Here is a 14,671-nt window from a genome sequence, read left to right on the forward strand (position 1 = left end):
GGGCTGCTGTCAGGCAGCCCTTACCATCCCTATTCCTTCAAGGTCATCTCGGCGAGGTCAGCTGTTGTGGCAGGCTCGGTCCTCATCTCGCTAACCCGCGCTGCAAGGATGTCGAGCAGTCGAGGATGAGCGCCGACCAGCGCGGATGGGTGGATGCGAAAGCCCGGATGATCGCGTTCGACCGACGCGCAGATCTCGGTGATATCGCCGCCCGGTCCGGCGTGTCGCCCGGGCGAGAGGAACAACATCGAGAGGATGACCGGGGTCGAGGCGTCATCCGCGGCGAGCGTGCGCAGCCGGTCCTCCAGAAGTTCTCCGTTGAAGTCGTATTCCGCCCCGGAGCGCCGCTCCATGACGGCCTCGCCGAGCTCGATGCCAGGGCCGGAGTCCTCGGCAAGCCGTCGCGCCAGCTGTCGCGCAAGCCACTGCCGGACCTCGGTGACGGCGGGGATGGGCGAGCCGTGGTCGACCAGCAGGATCCGGCTCGGCGCGATGCCCTGCTCGCAGGCGGTGCCGCGAATCTGCTCCAGAAGGATCTCGACTAGATCAGGCTCGCCCTCCGGTAGCGGGCAGAGTGCTCGCGCAACCCGGACCTCGAACGGGCCGAAATCGCCTCGCAGGGCCGCGATGCGTTCCGGGACGTAGTCGCTGATCGCACGGCTCGCGCCGAAGAAGAGCGGGAGGATCAAAAAACGCCGAGCGTCCTCGTTCAGGCGACGACGCAGAAAGGACTCGAAGGTGTCGGCGGGTTGTCCGTGCAGCTCGCTCGCCGGGATACCGTCGGAGTGCAGCAGGGAGACGGGATGGACGGTCTCGCCGAGACGCTCGGCGAGACCGCTCGCGATCCGTCTCAGGCTCAGCGTGGCGTCGGCTCGCTTGGAGCCGTTGTCGATCAGCAGGATGTCGCGCATGGCATGCTCTTGGTCGTCGCTGTTTGACAGTGTTGTATGAGCCATGAGATGGGGTGGCGTAGGGTTACGCACAAACAGGAACCGCGCGCGGTATGCGCCGCAGATCCGTGCCGTGCGTCGCGAGGGACAACGGGATCTCAATGAGTGCGATCGCGTCGATTTTGCGACTGAGCTCACGGTTTCCGCATCGCTCTGCATCCGGCTCTGATCATTGCCCGAGGCTGCATTACACTCCTTATCATGCAGCTTCATCGAGACGTGTGTTGGCCGGCACCTCTCGAGATGCTTGGCAAGGTCGCCCCCGAGCCTTGTCGCAATAGGGGAGAAGGATCGATGCGTTGGGAACATCCGTGAAGGCCGATCCGCAGGGCAAGAAGGTCCGCAGCCGACGCTGGTTGCCTGCGTCGACGGTTGCCGGCGGCGTCGCAGTGGTCGTCTATCTTGCCATCCTGCTCGTGACCACCTGGGTCGCGCAGGACCGCTTGAGTCACTCCACTGCGGCCCGGCGCGCGCTCGATGCACAGCTTCACGCCAACGCCTTGAGCTATTTCTACGCCGAGCGTCTCGGCGATCTGGCGAATCTTCGTCGTGATCAGGCGGTTCAGTCCTTTTTCGTGAATCGCGACCTGGGCATGTCGATGAAGTACGGACTGCAAGCAAGCTTGGTTTCGATCCGAGCGGCCCTGATCGAACGCGTCGGCGAGAAGCGGGTCGATTCGGGGCCGTTCTTCGATCGAATCGCCCTGTTCGATGCCGACGGTACAATCCTGGTCGATACCGCGACCGATCCGCCGTCGGCGGAGCCTCGGGCGCCGCTGGATCCCGGCGCTCAGGCCCATGTCCGGTTGGTTGTCGATGCGCCCGGGCACCCGGATGCTGTTCTCGTCGAAGCGCCGATCGTCATGGCGGCGCGCGCGCGCGGGACATTGGTTGCCTGGGTCAACGAGCGGACGACCCTCGCTGCTCTGGTCGGGTTGGATCCGTCTGGCAGTGGATTCGCTCGTTATCGATTGCTGCGCTCGGCGGCGGAGCTTGCCGACGTCGAGGACGCTGCCGGAGCGCCGGTCGAGGTGTCCGGAACCCCCTTCTTCTTGGTCGACCGTAAGCCGACCTCGCTCGACGAGCGCCTCCTGACATCGCGTTGGTTCTTGTTCGCACTCGTCCTGCTGGCCTTCGCCTTGTTGGTCGGGGGTTGGATGCTCCTCGGGGCGCAGCGGGAGAACTTGGTGCTGCAGACGCGGATGGATGTTGCGCGACTCCAGCGGCGCAAGCTCAGCGAGCACAACGAGCGTTTGCGCGAAGAGATCAAGAAGCGGAAGGAATACGAGCGCCGTCTGGTCTATCAGGCCAATTACGATGCCCTGACGGGGCTTCCGAATCGTGCCTTGGCAATGGATCGCCTCGAGCAGAGCCTGATGATCGCGGCGCGCGAGGGGCATCGGGTCTTGGTCTTTTATTTGGATATCGACCACTTCAAACGGGTCAACGACAGCCTAGGCCACGCCGCCGGCGACGAGGTCCTGATTCAGACGGCCGAGCGGGTAAGCGCGCTCGTCTCGGCGGGCGATACCTTGGCGCGCCTGGCAGCCGACGAGTTCCTCGTCATCTATCCGGACCTTCGCGAACCTGTCGATGCTGCGGAGCGTGCTCGGGCGCTACTGGGACTTTTCGCAGCACCCTTTTCGATCGAGGGTCGAGAGCTCTTTTTGACGGGAACCCTGGGTATCGCCGTGAGCCCTTGCGACGGGAAGAGCGCGGAGGATCTGCTCAAGAATGCGGACTTGGCGATGAAGGAGGCCAAGGACGGTGGGCGGGCCCGCTACAGCTTCTATGTCCCCGGGCTCGATGTGCAGATCCGCGAGCGGTTGTCGATGGCAAACCTCCTTCGACACGCCGCCGAACGCGGAGAGCTCACCCTCTTGTACCAGCCTTTGATCGATCTGCGCAGCGGGCGTGTCGTGGCCGCGGAGGCACTGCTGCGCTGGAACAGCGAGGAGCTCGGCGCCGTGGCCCCGGACCTTCTCGTCCCGGTGGCCGAAGACGCCGGGTTGATCCCTCAGATCGGCGGATGGGTGCTCGAGCGCGCCTGTGCGACGGCGGCGCGATGGCAGGCGATCGCGCCGTGCAGGGTTGCCGTGAACGTGTCGTCCTTGCAGCTCCAAGCGCCGGAATCCTTTTCGGAACAGGTCGATCTGGCCTTGAAACGCTCGGGTTTGAGTGCGGGGCTTCTGGAGCTGGAGATCACCGAAGGGGTATTGCTGCGTGACCGCCCCACCATCGGTGCCCTGCTGGCAGACCTGGATCGCCGGGGCATTCGGCTATCGCTCGACGATTTCGGGACCGGCTACTCGGCACTGAGCTATCTGCGGCGGTTTCCGTTCCATGTCCTCAAGATCGACCGGAGCTTCATCGCGGGCATACCCGACAACCAGGAGGATGCCGAGCTGACCCGTGCCATCATCGCGATGGCCCAAGCGCTCGACCTGAGCGTGCTCGCGGAGGGGGTTGAACGGCCGGAGCAACGCGCCTTTCTACTCGAGCAGCGCTGCGATCTTGCGCAGGGGTATCTGTTCAGCCGACCGATCGACGCCGATGCCTTGGGGGCGATGCTGGCCCGTCAAGGCGAAGTGACGCGAGGGTGAGGGCCGCCGGGCGCGCGGGTCTCGCCCGACGCGTCAGTGGCCGCGCAGCAGGAATTCCTCGAAGGATGCGGGATCGATCGCGGCGGCGAGCTGTGCGAGCGGAATTGCGGGCGGAGGGATCAGAGGATCCAGGGCGTTTCGAGTCTCGCACGCCTGAACGGCATATCGTCGCACACCCTGTTGCGCGAGTAGCGCGGCGAGCGTCGCGAGATCAGATGCAGTCCAGTGCGGCATGGCCGTGGTGCGGACCTCCAGCGGAACGCCGGACGCCTGGACCAGCGACAGGCTCTGCCAGGCAGCCGCGCCGGATCGCGGAATGCCGGTGATCGTGGGATAGTCTTCGGGTAGCGCCTTGATGTCCAGGGCCACCCAATCCAGCAAGGGTAAGAGCCGCGCCAAGCGCCTCGGCGCGGGCCCCGCCGTGTGCAGGCCGACCTTGAACCCGAGCCCCCGCACCTCGCTCATGGCTGCGGGCAGCGCTGACTGAAGGGTCGGCTCGCCGCCGCTGAAGACGACGGCATCGAGCAGCCCACGACGACGCTCGAGGAATTCGCGGATCTGCGACCAGTCGATGACCGGGGTGGCGCTCGGGTCGATCAAGGCGCCGTTCTGGCAATAGCGACAACGCCAAGGACAGCCTTGCAGGAAGATCACCGCGGCGAGCTCGCCGGGGTAGTCGATCGTCGTGAGCGGAACGAAGCCGCCGATACGCAAGCGCTCTGCGCTTGCCGAGGCTGCCGCGGTCGGCCGATCGAGATTGCTCGGGCAGGGCATCTTTCGAGACATGGGAGCAGCGCTTCGATCGGCTCGGCGCGCAGACCTAGGCGGCGGCGCGGCGCTCTTGGCTGATCGCGGATCCGGTCGGCGTCTCGGTGAAGTAGCAGCGCTCGGCGTGCTCGGCGCGCTTGCCGGCGTTGAAGGCCGAAACCGGGCGGTGGTAGCCCATCACGCGGGTCCAGACCTCGCAACGGGTGCGTTCTTCGGTCTTCAGCTCGATGGTTTGCTGGGTCATGGTCATGCTCCTGATTTCGGTTGATGATGTTGTCTGTGGATGACGATGGCGCCGATTCGACCTACGCGGGCGTCTCTTCGAGCGCAGCGGACTTGCGTGCGATCAGCTCGCGGTCGCAGACCGGGCAGAATTCGTGCTCGCCCGCGATGTAGCCGTGTTTGGGGCAGATCGAGAACACCGGCGTCACCGTGATGTAGGGCTGACGGAAGTTCTCCAGTGCCCGTCGAACCAGCCGTTTGCACGCGTCGGTCGTGGAGATCTGCTCGCTCATGTAGAGATGCAACACCGTGCCGCCCGTGTATTTGGTCTGCAGCGCCTCCTGCATGGCGAGCGCCTCGAAGGGGTCGTCCGTGTAGCCCACCGGCAGCTGCGAGCTGTTGGTGTAGTAGGGCGTCTCGGTCGTTCCGGCCTGCAGGATGTCCGGGAAGCGCTTCTTGTCCTCGCGGGCAAAGCGGTAGGTCGTGCCCTCCGCGGGCGTGGCCTCCAGGTTGTACATGCTGCCGGTTGATTCCTGAAACTCGACCATCCGAGCACGGACATGATCCAGGATCCGGCAGGCCATCGCGTGCCCCCATGCGGTCGTGATGTCCTCGGCATCGTTGGTGAAGTTGCGGATCAGCTCGTTGATCCCGTTCACCCCGATGGTCGAGAAATGGTTGCGAAGCGTGCCCAGATACCGCTTGGTATAGGGGAAGAGCCCTGCATCCATGTGGCGCTGGATGACCTTGCGTTTGATCTCGAGACTGTTGCGCGAGAGGTTCAGAAGGGTGTCTAGCCGCGCCAGCAGCCCGGCCTCGTCGCCGCGATGGGTGTATCCGAGGCGCGCGCAGTTGATGGTCACGACGCCGAGCGAGCCGGTCTGCTCGGCCGAGCCGAAGAGCCCGTTGCCGCGCTTCAGAAGCTCGCGCAGGTCCAGCTGGAGCCGACAGCACATGGACCGCACCATGTTCGGGGAGAGCTCGGAGTTCAGGAAGTTCTGGAAGTAAGGCAGGCCGTACTTCGCCGTCATCTCGAACAGGTGCTCCGCGTTCTCGCTGTCCCACGGGAAATCGGAGGTAATGTTGTAGGTGGGGATCGGGAAGGTGAAGATCCGCCCCTTGGCATCGCCCTCGGTCATCACCTCGATATAGGCCCGATTGATCAGGTCCATCTCGGCCTGGAGATCGCCGTAGGTGAAGGCTTGCTCCACGCCCGCGATCACCGGCACCTGCTCGCGCAGATCCTCGGGGCAGACCCAGTCGAAGGTGAGATTCGTGAAGGGCGTGTTGCCGGTGACGAAGGTCTTGCCGCGACGGCGTGCGACGAAGGTGCCGTTGCGGGTAGTCGGGCACCAGACCAGGCCCTTGTAAGCCTTGCGCTCGATGAGCTGGATATAGGTGTCGCGGTTGCGGATGATGTTGAGGACATGCACGCCGGAGTCCTTGCGCGTGAAGACCGTGCTGCCGTAGCCGGCCAATGCACACAACTCCTGCAGGGCGTCGAGATTCTCCCGGTCGTTGGTGTAGATCCGGACGCGTCCGCTCTCCTCGATGCTGCCGTCGCCCTTCACATAGGTGTCCAGGAAGAGTCGGATCTGCCGAACCGACAGGGTGCGGATGAATCCGGGGACACACTTGCGCTCGAGATACCCGAGCACGAAGTCGCTCGCGTCCCGGTTCAGGCGATAGCGGCAAACGGGATAATTGGCGTAGGTCCCGGTGTGCTCGTAGCGATGCCAGCTCAGATCGAGCTCGTGCAACAGCCACTCGATCTCGGCGGCGTTTTCGGGGTTTCCAGTCGACTGATAGAGGGCAACCCGGCGGCGACCGTCGCTGAAGTCGAAATTGCCCTCGGCGACCACCCAGGCCATCAGCATCACGAGCTTGTCGTCGACCTCGAGCGTCGACGTGGTCTCCCAGGCATTGGGAACGATCACCGGGGACTTCAGCTCCGCAACGGTTTCGATGTCTTCCAGCACCCAGCGGTCGTCGCTGTTGAAGACCTTGCGCAGGATCTTGTGCCGTGGCGTGACCCATTGCTCCTGCGTGCGGTTGCGCAGGACGTACATGTCGCCGTCGAAGTCGTAGGCGGTAATCGCCAGCGGCTCCAGGTATTCAAGCTGATTGGTGCGCCAGTCGATTGTGGCGATCTTCTCGCCCGGGGCAATTTGGTCGTGTCGCTTCCAGCCGTTCTCGGTCAGGCACTCGGTCTCTTCATCGACACACTGACAGCCCCAGCGCGAAGGCACGTTCAGGTTGTAGATCAGCTCCTGGATGGCCTGCTTGACATGCGGATAATCCAGCCCGTCGACGCGCACGAAGGGTGCCATGTAGGTATCGAAGCTGGAAAACGCCTGGGCGCCGGCCCACTCGTTCTGAAGCGTGCCCAGGAAATTCACGATCTGCCCGATCGCCGAGGACATGTGCTTGGGCGGGCCGGCCTCGACCTTGCCCGGAACACCGTTCAGTCCCTCGTTGAGTAGGGTGCGCAGCGACCAGCCCGCGCAGTAGCCGGAGAGCATGTCCAGATCGTGGATATGGATGTCGCCGTCGCGATGCGCCTGGCCGATCTCGGGTGGGTAGACGTGGCTGAGCCAGTAGTTGGCGATCATCTTGCCCGAGGTATTGAGGATCAGGCCGCCGAGCGAGTAGCCCTGATTGGCATTGGCCGCGACGCGCCAGTCCGAGCGGTCGAGATATTCGTTGATGGAGCCGCCGACATCGACCAGCGTTCGATGCTCGTCGCGCAGCTTTTTGTGCTGCTCGCGATAGACGATGTAGCTGCGGGCGGTCTCGAAATGGTTGGCGCTGATCAGCGTCTGCTCGACGACATCCTGGATGCCCTCGATGTCGGGCAGGCGGTCGGCTCCGTAGCGATGGGCCAGCACCTTGACCACCTGTGCAGTCAGCAGACTCGCCTCGGGCGCACCGAACTCGCCGCTCGCCTGTCCCGCGCGTTGGATCGCCGACTCGATCTTGGCGGCATCGAAACGCACCTCGACGCCGTCGCGCTTGCGGATCCGCAAGGGCAGAGTCGACAGGTTGTTTTGCTGGTGTCCCATGGAGGCGTCTCTTGTCCATTTCCACTATATCTTGTGGTGCGGACTATAGCGTCAACTAGATGCTGTGTCGAAGAGTTTGAGGGGAAGTTGATCGGCGTCAACCCGAGTGCATTCGCCGGTTGCGTTCCGGGCAGCGCCGGACGTGCGTGTGCGGAGCCAACGGCGGCTTGACACCCGCACACCGAAGCCGGACGATGCGGTGCTGCTCGGCCGGCCGCACGACGGCCGGGGGTTGTGGATTGATTCTCCTCGCCCCATCCCTCTGGTCTACTGCGCGATCGCGCCCCCTCTCTCTCATGCCTTCGATGCCTCGCAAGCTTTTTATCCAGACCCACGGCTGTCAGATGAACGAGTACGACTCGGCGCGCATGGCGGATGTCCTGCAGGCTTCGGCAGGTCTGGAGCGCACGGAGCGGGCCGAGGACGCGGATGTCCTGCTGCTCAACACCTGCTCCATCCGCGAGAAGGCGCAGGAGAAGGTCTTCTCGCAGCTCGGGCGGTGGCGCGCGTTGAAGCTCGAGAACCCGAACCTGGTGATCGGTGTGGGCGGCTGCGTGGCGAGCCAGGAAGGCGACGCCATTCGCGCCCGTGCACCCTATGTCGACATCGTATTCGGGCCTCAGACGCTGCACCGTTTGCCCGAGATGCTCAGCAACCTCGGGGAACGACACTTGCCCCAGGTGGATGTGTCCTTTCCGGAGATCGAAAAATTCGATTGCCTGCCGGCACCCCGGGCCGAGGGGCCGACCGCCTTCGTGTCCGTGATGGAAGGCTGCTCGAAATACTGCACCTACTGCGTCGTCCCCTACACGCGCGGGGAGGAGATCAGTCGGCCCTTCGACGACGTGATCGCCGAGGTTGCCGCCTTGGCCGAGCAGGGCGTACGCGAGGTCACCCTGCTGGGGCAAAACGTCAATGCCTATCGCGGCGCTTTGGCCGAAGAGGCCGGCGAGGGCGATGCCGCGGATCTCGCCCTCCTGATCCGCTATGTCGCCGCGATCGACGGCATCGACCGTATCCGTTTCACGACCAGCCATCCGGTGGAGTTTTCGGAGAGCTTGATCGAGGTCTATGCGGATGTTCCGGAGCTCGTCGGTTTCGTGCACCTGCCGGTCCAGTCGGGCTCGGATCGCATCCTCGCCGCCATGAAGCGCGGGCATACGGCCTTGGAGTATCGCTCCAAGATCCGTCGACTGCGCCAGGCCCGGCCGGGAATCGGCATCTCGAGCGATTTCATCGTGGGTTTTCCGGGCGAGACCGAGAGCGACTTTGCCGCAACCATGGATCTGATCGAGGAAATCGGATTCGATCAGAGCTTCAGCTTCATCTTCAGCCGGCGTCCCGGCACGCCCGCGGCCGACTATCCGGACGATGTGCCGCTTGCCGACAAGAAGGCTCGGTTGGAGCGGCTGCAGACGCGCATCAACGAGAATGCCCGGCACTACAGCCAGGCGATGGTCGGCACCATTCAGCGGGTGTTGGTCGAGCGGCCCTCGCGCAAGGATCCGGCCCGGCTCGCCGGTCGGACCGAAAACAATCGCGTCGTCAACTTCGCCGGTTCGCCCGAGCTGATCGGTGATTTCGTCGACATCGAGATCACCGAAGCGCTGCCCAATTCGCTGCGCGGTCGTCTGATTGCCGCTGAGCCTGCCCGCGCGGCAATGTGCGGGATCGGCGCTTGAGCTCCGCCGGCGGCGTGTCGACCCAACCGCAAACACTGGATCTGGAGCTCGAGCCTGCCGACAACGTGCGGCTCGCCAACCTCTGCGGCCAGCTCGATCAGCATCTGCGCCAGTTGGAGCGTCGACTCGGCATCGAGATCAGCAATCGCGGTGTCAACTTCCGTCTGATCGGGGATCCCGAAGGCGTGCGGCTCGGGGAGCAGATGCTCCGGGATCTCTATACCGAGACCGCGGTCGAGGTTCTCACGCCCGAGACGATCCATCTTTGGCTTCAAGAGTCCGGGGCCGACGCGCTTCTGGAATCGGCCGAGGATCGCCTGCCCGATGTCGTCATCAAGACCAAGCGCGGCCTGATCCGAGCGCGCGGACCCAATCAGCAAAGCTATCTTCACGCCATGCTGAAGTACGACATCAACTTCGGCGTCGGTCCGGCCGGCACCGGCAAGACCTATCTCGCCGTGGCCTGCGCGGTCGAGGCACTCGAGTCCGACCGCGTGCGCCGCCTCTTGCTGGTGCGGCCGGCGGTCGAGGCCGGCGAGCGCCTGGGATTTCTGCCCGGCGATCTGGCCCAAAAGATCGATCCCTATCTGCGTCCGCTCTACGATGCGCTCTTCGAGATGCTCGGTTTCGAGAAGGTCACCAAGCTCCTCGAGCGCAACGTCATAGAGGTTGCCCCGTTGGCCTACATGCGCGGGCGCACGCTCAACGACTCCTTCATCATCCTCGACGAGGCCCAAAACACGACGCCCGAGCAGATGAAGATGTTCCTGACCCGCATCGGCTTCGGCTCGACAGCCGTGATTACGGGCGATGTCACCCAAGTGGATTTGCCGCGCGGGCAACCCTCGGGGTTGCGTCAGGCGGTCGAGATCCTCAAGGACGTCGAGGGCATCAGCTTCACCTTCTTCAGCGCGCGCGACGTGGTGCGCCATGCACTGGTTCAGCGCATCGTCAATGCCTACGATGCCTTCGAGCAGCCGGTTCCTCTGCGAGGGCGGGCGCCGCAGGTATGAGCGGCGAGCAGCCCTTGACGCTGGACCTGGATCTCCAGATCGCCTGCACGGCACCGGACATCCCGCCTCCGGCCGACTTCGAGCGCTGGGCGGCGGCCGCCTTGGCCGGTCGGCGCGAGCGTGCGGCCCTGACCATTCGCCTCGTGGATACCGAGGAGGGCGCTGCCCTGAACGGGACCTATCGCGGACGTGAAGGTCCGACCAACGTCCTGTCCTTTCCGTTCGACCTGCCGCCCGAGCTGGGGGTCGGTCTCGATCCGCGGGATCCGATCGCCGATCTGCTCGGCGACCTGGTGATTTGCGCCGATGTGGTGCAGCGCGAAGCACGCGAACAGTGCAAGACGGCTCAAGCCCACTGGGCCCATATGGTCGTGCACGGCGTCCTGCATCTGCTTGATTACGATCATCTTACCGAGAGCGATGCCGAGGAGATGGAAACCCTGGAATCCGGTATCCTCCGCGCATTGGGATTTCCTTCACCTTACGAGGATCAAACAGCACACGATGGCCAACGATCGATCTAGCGAGGGCTCGCGTTCACGTAACTGGTTCGAACGGATCGGCCAGATGCTCGGGGGCGAGCCACAAGACAAGGAGCAGCTCCTGGAGGTGCTCAAAGATGCCAAGGAGCGCGAGCTGCTCGATACGGATGCCTTGAGCATGATCGAAGGTGTCTTGCAGGTCTCTGATCTGCGGGTGCGCGATATCATGATTCCGCGTGCCGAGATGGTCTATCTCAGGCGCGACGACCCGCTTGAAAAGATCCTCGAGATCGCCGTCAAATCGGCACACTCCCGTTTTCCCGTGACCGGCGACGACAAGGGGGAGGTTGTCGGCATCCTGCTCGCCAAGGACCTGCTGTCCTTCTGCCGAGACCACGGAGGGCGCGCCTTCAACATCCGCGATCTGTTGCGTTCGGCAGTCTTCGTGCCCGAGAGCAAGCGCCTGAATGTCCTGCTCAAGGAGTTTCGTTCCAGCCGCAACCACATGGCGATCGTGATCGACGAGTACGGCAGCGCCGGCGGACTCGTGACCATCGAGGACGTGCTCGAGCAGATCGTCGGGGAGATCGACGACGAGCACGACTACGACGAAGGCCCGGGCATCTTCCGCCGCGGCAAGAACGAGTTCAGCGCCAAGGCGCGAACGACCATCGAAGACTTCAACGAGTATTTCGGGAGCGACTTCTCGGACGAGGAGTTCGACACGATCGGCGGTCTCGTCGTGAACGCATTGGGCCATCTCCCCAAGAAAGGCGAGTCGGTCGAGCTCGGCCGTTTCCGCTTCACGGTGATGCGTGCCGACAGCCGCCGGGTCCACCTCGTGAGCGTCGAGGCGCTGGATGACGCCGAGAACCCACCCGATCTCTCTGAGGATGCCGCGCGTCCATCCTGAAGCCGAAGGCAGGAGGGAGGAGTGAAGAGACGGGAAACAAGGGCACCGAAGCCGCTACGCCTGTGCGGATTCCTGTCGTTCGTGTTCGTTCTGCTGTGGCCGTCGGCACCCTTCGCCGAGCGGCTGGACGCCATTCTGATCGCCGAGCAACCCTGCCCTGCGACGGTCTCGATCAAGCGACCGGACAACCCCGGCTCGATCCGGCTTGTCCCCGGCCAAGGGTATAGGGTCGTCGGGACCAATCGGGCGGATCCGAGCCACTATCGACTCAGGTTCGAGGACGCGAACCCGAAGGAGCGCTGGGTCGAGATCCGATGCGGTCATCTTGAGGACGCCCCCGCGACCGCAGCGGCTGCGGACGCGCGGCAGGGGCCGCCGACGTCCGCGCGTGCGGGCTCGATGGATGGCCAGCTCGTGCTGGCGGCCAGTTGGCAGCCGGCCTTCTGCGAGTTGCGCACGACGCGTCCCGAGTGCCGCGACCAGACCCCCGAGCGTCCGGATGCACGGCGCTTCTCTCTCCACGGTCTCTGGCCTCAACCCATCGGCAACAGCTATTGCGGTGTCGGTGAGCGGGAGCGGACACTTTCCAGCTCGGGCCAGTGGCGCCGCCTGCCCGCACTGGATCTGGATGCGACGACCCGCGCGCGCCTGAACGCCTTGATGCCCGGAACCCTGTCGGATCTGCAGCGGCATGAGTGGTTCAAGCACGGAACCTGTTACGGCACGGATGCGGACACCTATTTCGACTATTCCCTGTTGCTGCTCGAGCAGCTCAATGCCTCCGGCGTGCGTGCTTTGTTCGAGGAGAATATCGGCAAGCGCCTGAGCGCGACCCGGGTGCGTGCGGCCTTCGACGACGCCTTCGGCAAGGGGGCGGGCGAGCGGGTTCGTCTGAGCTGTTCCGAGGGTCTGATCGAGGAGCTGAGAATCGGTCTGGCGGGCGTCGTCGACGACACCGCCGAGCTGGGCGAGTTGATCCTTGCCGCGCCCAAGCGGAGCCCCGACTGCCGCGGTGGATGGGTCGATCGAGCGGGCGTCGATACAGCGCGTTGACTCGGAAGAGCAGATGAATCCGTGCGGCGGTCTAAATCCGCTCGATTGTCCATGAGGGTACCGATCGCCCCGTCTCCTCAATGGCGAGCGTATCGGCGAGTCGCGGCAGCAGGTCCCCGAGCCGCTCTTCCAGGCGCCAAGGCGGGTTGAGAATCAGCATCCCGGAACCGTGCATCCCGAAGTCGTCGACCTGCCGCCGCACCCTCAACTCGCACAGCAGTCCGTCCGAGACGGATCGCCGGATGCTCCCGATCAGGTCAGCGGAACGATCGCGCTGCAGCCCCAGACGCGGGAACCAGAGTGCGTAGACCCCGGTCGGCCAGCGGGCATGCGCTGCGAGGAGTGCCTCTGCAACGCGCCTGTACTCGGAGACCTGCTCGTATGGCGGGTCGATCAAGACCAGCCCGCGTGCGGGCTTCGGCGGCAAGAGTGCGGTCAATCCTTCGAGCCCGTCGCGACGGTGGATGCCGATCCGGGGGTCGCCGCCGAGATGGCGACGCAGCGTCTGCGACTCGGTCGGATGAAGCTCCATCAGGATCAGCCGATCCTGCGCGCGCAGCAGGTGCGCCGCGAGAGCGGGTGAGCCCGGATAGACCGAAAAGCCTCCGCTCGGGTTCAGCGAGGAGATGGCCCCGAGATAGGCCGACAGCTCCGGAAAGACATCACGCTGCTCCCAGAGTCGTGCGATCCCGAGCCGATATTCCGCGGTCTTGAGCGCCTGCTCGGCGCCGAGATCGTACCGACCGGCCCCGGCGTGCGATTCGACGTAGACCAGGGGTTTAGGCTTGGCCAGGAGTGACTCCAGCACGAGGCCGAGAACCGCGTGCTTGAAGACGTCTGCATGATTACCGGCGTGGAAGCCGTGAAGGTAGCTTAACAGGCCGGTGCTCCTCTCGGATCGATTGCCTTCGATGCGGCGACCGCAATCGAAGCAGGGTCCGGCACGCGTCGAGCAACACGACGACGGCGCGCCGATGAGTCCCCTTGCGGGTGAGCTCACCCGCAAGGTGGATTCTCGCGCGCGATCAGACCCTGCGCGCGTCCATCATGCGTTCGATGATGGGCTGGAGGACAACCTCCATCGCCATCCCCATCTTGCCTCCCGGCACGACCATGGTGTTGCGCCGCGACATGAAGGAGTCGTGGATCATCGACAAGAGATACGGGAAATCGATCTGGAGCCGCTCGGGATCCTTGAAGCGGATGATCACGAAGCTCTCGTCGGGTGTCGGGATGTCGCGGGCGATGAAGGGATTGGAGGTGTCGACCGTCGCGACACGCTGGAAGTTGATGTCGGTCAGCGAGAACTGGGGCGTGACGTGGCGGATGTAGTCCGGCATGCGGCGCATGATGGTGTCCACGATCGCCTCGGCCGAATAGCCGCGCTCGGCGTTGTCGCGGAAGATCTTTTGGATCCACTCCAGGTTGATGATCGGGACCACGCCGACGCCGAGATCGACGTGTTGGGCGACATTGTCCTCCTCCGTCACGACCAACCCGTGGAGGCCCTCGTAGAAGAGCACGTCGGTGCCCTCGGGCAGATCTTCCCAGGGCGTAAACTGGCCGGCTTTGAGCTGGGTCCCGAGGCGCGCATTATGGTGATCGGCCTCCGAGTCGCTGTGGATGTAGTAGCGTTGCTTGCCGGTACCGCTCTCGCCGTAATTGCGAAAGAGCTCCTCGAGGAGGTCGAACCGATTGGCCTCGGGACCGAAATGGCTGAGGTTGCGGTGGGTCTCGGCGGCGCGTGCCATCTCGGCCTTCATCTCGACACGGTCGTAGCGGTGGAAACTGTCACCCTCGATCACGGCGGCCTTGATGCCGTCGCGATAAAAGATGTGCTCGAAGGCGCGCTTGACGGTGGTCGTACCGGCACCCGAGGAACCGGTTACCGCAACGATCGGATGCTTCTTGGACATAGTCTTC

Annotated in this window: 12 protein-coding genes; 6 read left to right on the plus strand and 6 right to left on the minus strand. The window is 64.2% G+C overall.

The window, feature by feature from the left end; genetic code table 11:
* Positions 1-29: 29 nt before the first annotated feature.
* A complete protein-coding gene (locus tag THIMADRAFT_RS04525) occupies positions 30-911 on the minus strand; it encodes a sirohydrochlorin chelatase (RefSeq protein ID WP_007191795.1) in 882 nt (293 codons plus the stop codon).
* Positions 912-1,249: 338 nt separating this feature from the next.
* Here THIMADRAFT_RS04525 and THIMADRAFT_RS04530 point away from each other — a divergent pair, with 338 nt between their 5' ends.
* Positions 1,250-3,553, plus strand: a complete 2,304-nt coding sequence (locus tag THIMADRAFT_RS04530) for a putative bifunctional diguanylate cyclase/phosphodiesterase (RefSeq protein WP_007191796.1) — start codon at positions 1,250-1,252, stop codon at positions 3,551-3,553.
* 33 nt (positions 3,554-3,586) lie between these two features.
* Here the strand turns inward: THIMADRAFT_RS04530 and THIMADRAFT_RS04535 are convergent, their stop codons facing one another.
* The 3 genes from THIMADRAFT_RS04535 to THIMADRAFT_RS28205 all read right to left on the minus strand — a co-directional run bounded on the left by THIMADRAFT_RS04535 (position 3,587) and on the right by THIMADRAFT_RS28205 (position 7,605).
* A complete protein-coding gene (locus THIMADRAFT_RS04535) occupies positions 3,587-4,339 on the minus strand; it encodes an anaerobic ribonucleoside-triphosphate reductase activating protein (protein WP_233490184.1) in 753 nt (250 codons plus the stop codon).
* Between the two features lie 34 nt (positions 4,340-4,373).
* On the minus strand, positions 4,374-4,565 hold the full coding sequence (nrdD, locus tag THIMADRAFT_RS28200) for an anaerobic ribonucleoside-triphosphate reductase (protein WP_007191798.1): 192 nt from the start codon (positions 4,563-4,565) through the stop codon (positions 4,374-4,376).
* A 61-nt stretch (positions 4,566-4,626) separates the two neighbouring features.
* Positions 4,627-7,605 (minus strand): ribonucleoside triphosphate reductase, encoded by a 2,979-nt coding sequence (locus THIMADRAFT_RS28205; RefSeq protein WP_007191799.1) that lies wholly within the window; start codon positions 7,603-7,605, stop codon positions 4,627-4,629.
* Positions 7,606-7,910: 305 nt separating this feature from the next.
* Here THIMADRAFT_RS28205 and miaB point away from each other — a divergent pair, with 305 nt between their 5' ends.
* The 5 genes from miaB to THIMADRAFT_RS04570 are packed head-to-tail and all read left to right on the plus strand — an operon-like array spanning position 7,911 to position 12,748.
* Positions 7,911-9,287 carry a tRNA (N6-isopentenyl adenosine(37)-C2)-methylthiotransferase MiaB gene (gene miaB / locus THIMADRAFT_RS04550; protein ID WP_007191800.1) on the plus strand — a complete coding sequence of 459 codons (1,377 nt, stop codon included), beginning with the start codon at positions 7,911-7,913 and terminating at the stop codon, positions 9,285-9,287.
* Between the two features lie 14 nt (positions 9,288-9,301).
* The gene (locus THIMADRAFT_RS04555; protein ID WP_040729912.1) at positions 9,302-10,300 is read left to right on the plus strand and encodes a PhoH family protein; all 999 of its coding nucleotides are present in this window, start codon (positions 9,302-9,304) and stop codon (positions 10,298-10,300) included.
* Entirely contained in the window at positions 10,297-10,824 is a 528-nt protein-coding gene (ybeY, locus tag THIMADRAFT_RS04560; protein WP_007191802.1) for an rRNA maturation RNase YbeY, read from the plus strand. The genes THIMADRAFT_RS04555 and ybeY overlap by 4 nt, the downstream gene beginning before the upstream one ends.
* Complete coding sequence (locus tag THIMADRAFT_RS04565; protein ID WP_040729827.1) at positions 10,805-11,695, plus strand: HlyC/CorC family transporter; 891 nt, start codon at positions 10,805-10,807, stop codon at positions 11,693-11,695. Before ybeY ends, THIMADRAFT_RS04565 begins: the two co-directional genes overlap by 20 nt.
* Before the next feature lie 21 nt (positions 11,696-11,716).
* The gene (locus tag THIMADRAFT_RS04570; protein ID WP_007191804.1) at positions 11,717-12,748 is read left to right on the plus strand and encodes a ribonuclease T2 family protein; all 1,032 of its coding nucleotides are present in this window, start codon (positions 11,717-11,719) and stop codon (positions 12,746-12,748) included.
* A gap of 31 nt (positions 12,749-12,779) precedes the next feature.
* Here the strand turns inward: THIMADRAFT_RS04570 and THIMADRAFT_RS04575 are convergent, their stop codons facing one another.
* Positions 12,780-13,556 (minus strand): 23S rRNA (adenine(2030)-N(6))-methyltransferase RlmJ, encoded by a 777-nt coding sequence (locus THIMADRAFT_RS04575; RefSeq protein WP_233490185.1) that lies wholly within the window; start codon positions 13,554-13,556, stop codon positions 12,780-12,782.
* 217 nt (positions 13,557-13,773) lie between these two features.
* The gene (locus THIMADRAFT_RS04580; protein ID WP_007191806.1) at positions 13,774-14,664 is read right to left on the minus strand and encodes a phosphoribulokinase; all 891 of its coding nucleotides are present in this window, start codon (positions 14,662-14,664) and stop codon (positions 13,774-13,776) included.
* Between the last annotated feature and the right edge of the window lie 7 nt (positions 14,665-14,671).

The organism is Thiocapsa marina 5811, assembly GCF_000223985.1.
Classification (GTDB): Bacteria; Pseudomonadota; Gammaproteobacteria; order Chromatiales; family Chromatiaceae; genus Thiocapsa; species Thiocapsa marina.

Bases quoted from the DNA above. Each gene is read 5' to 3' on its own strand.
- THIMADRAFT_RS04525 (WP_007191795.1), bottom strand. From the start codon at position 911: ATGCGCGACATCCTGCTGATCGACAACGGCTCCAAGCGAGCCGACGCC.
- THIMADRAFT_RS04535 (WP_233490184.1), bottom strand. From the start codon at position 4,339: ATGTCTCGAAAGATGCCCTGCCCGAGCAATCTCGATCGGCCGACCGCG.
- nrdD (WP_007191798.1), bottom strand. From the start codon at position 4,565: ATGACCCAGCAAACCATCGAGCTGAAGACCGAAGAACGCACCCGTTGC.
- THIMADRAFT_RS28205 (WP_007191799.1), bottom strand. From the start codon at position 7,605: ATGGGACACCAGCAAAACAACCTGTCGACTCTGCCCTTGCGGATCCGC.
- miaB (WP_007191800.1), top strand. From the start codon at position 7,911: ATGCCTCGCAAGCTTTTTATCCAGACCCACGGCTGTCAGATGAACGAG.
- ybeY (WP_007191802.1), top strand. From the start codon at position 10,297: ATGAGCGGCGAGCAGCCCTTGACGCTGGACCTGGATCTCCAGATCGCC.
- THIMADRAFT_RS04565 (WP_040729827.1), top strand. From the start codon at position 10,805: ATGGCCAACGATCGATCTAGCGAGGGCTCGCGTTCACGTAACTGGTTC.
- THIMADRAFT_RS04580 (WP_007191806.1), bottom strand. From the start codon at position 14,664: ATGTCCAAGAAGCATCCGATCGTTGCGGTAACCGGTTCCTCGGGTGCC.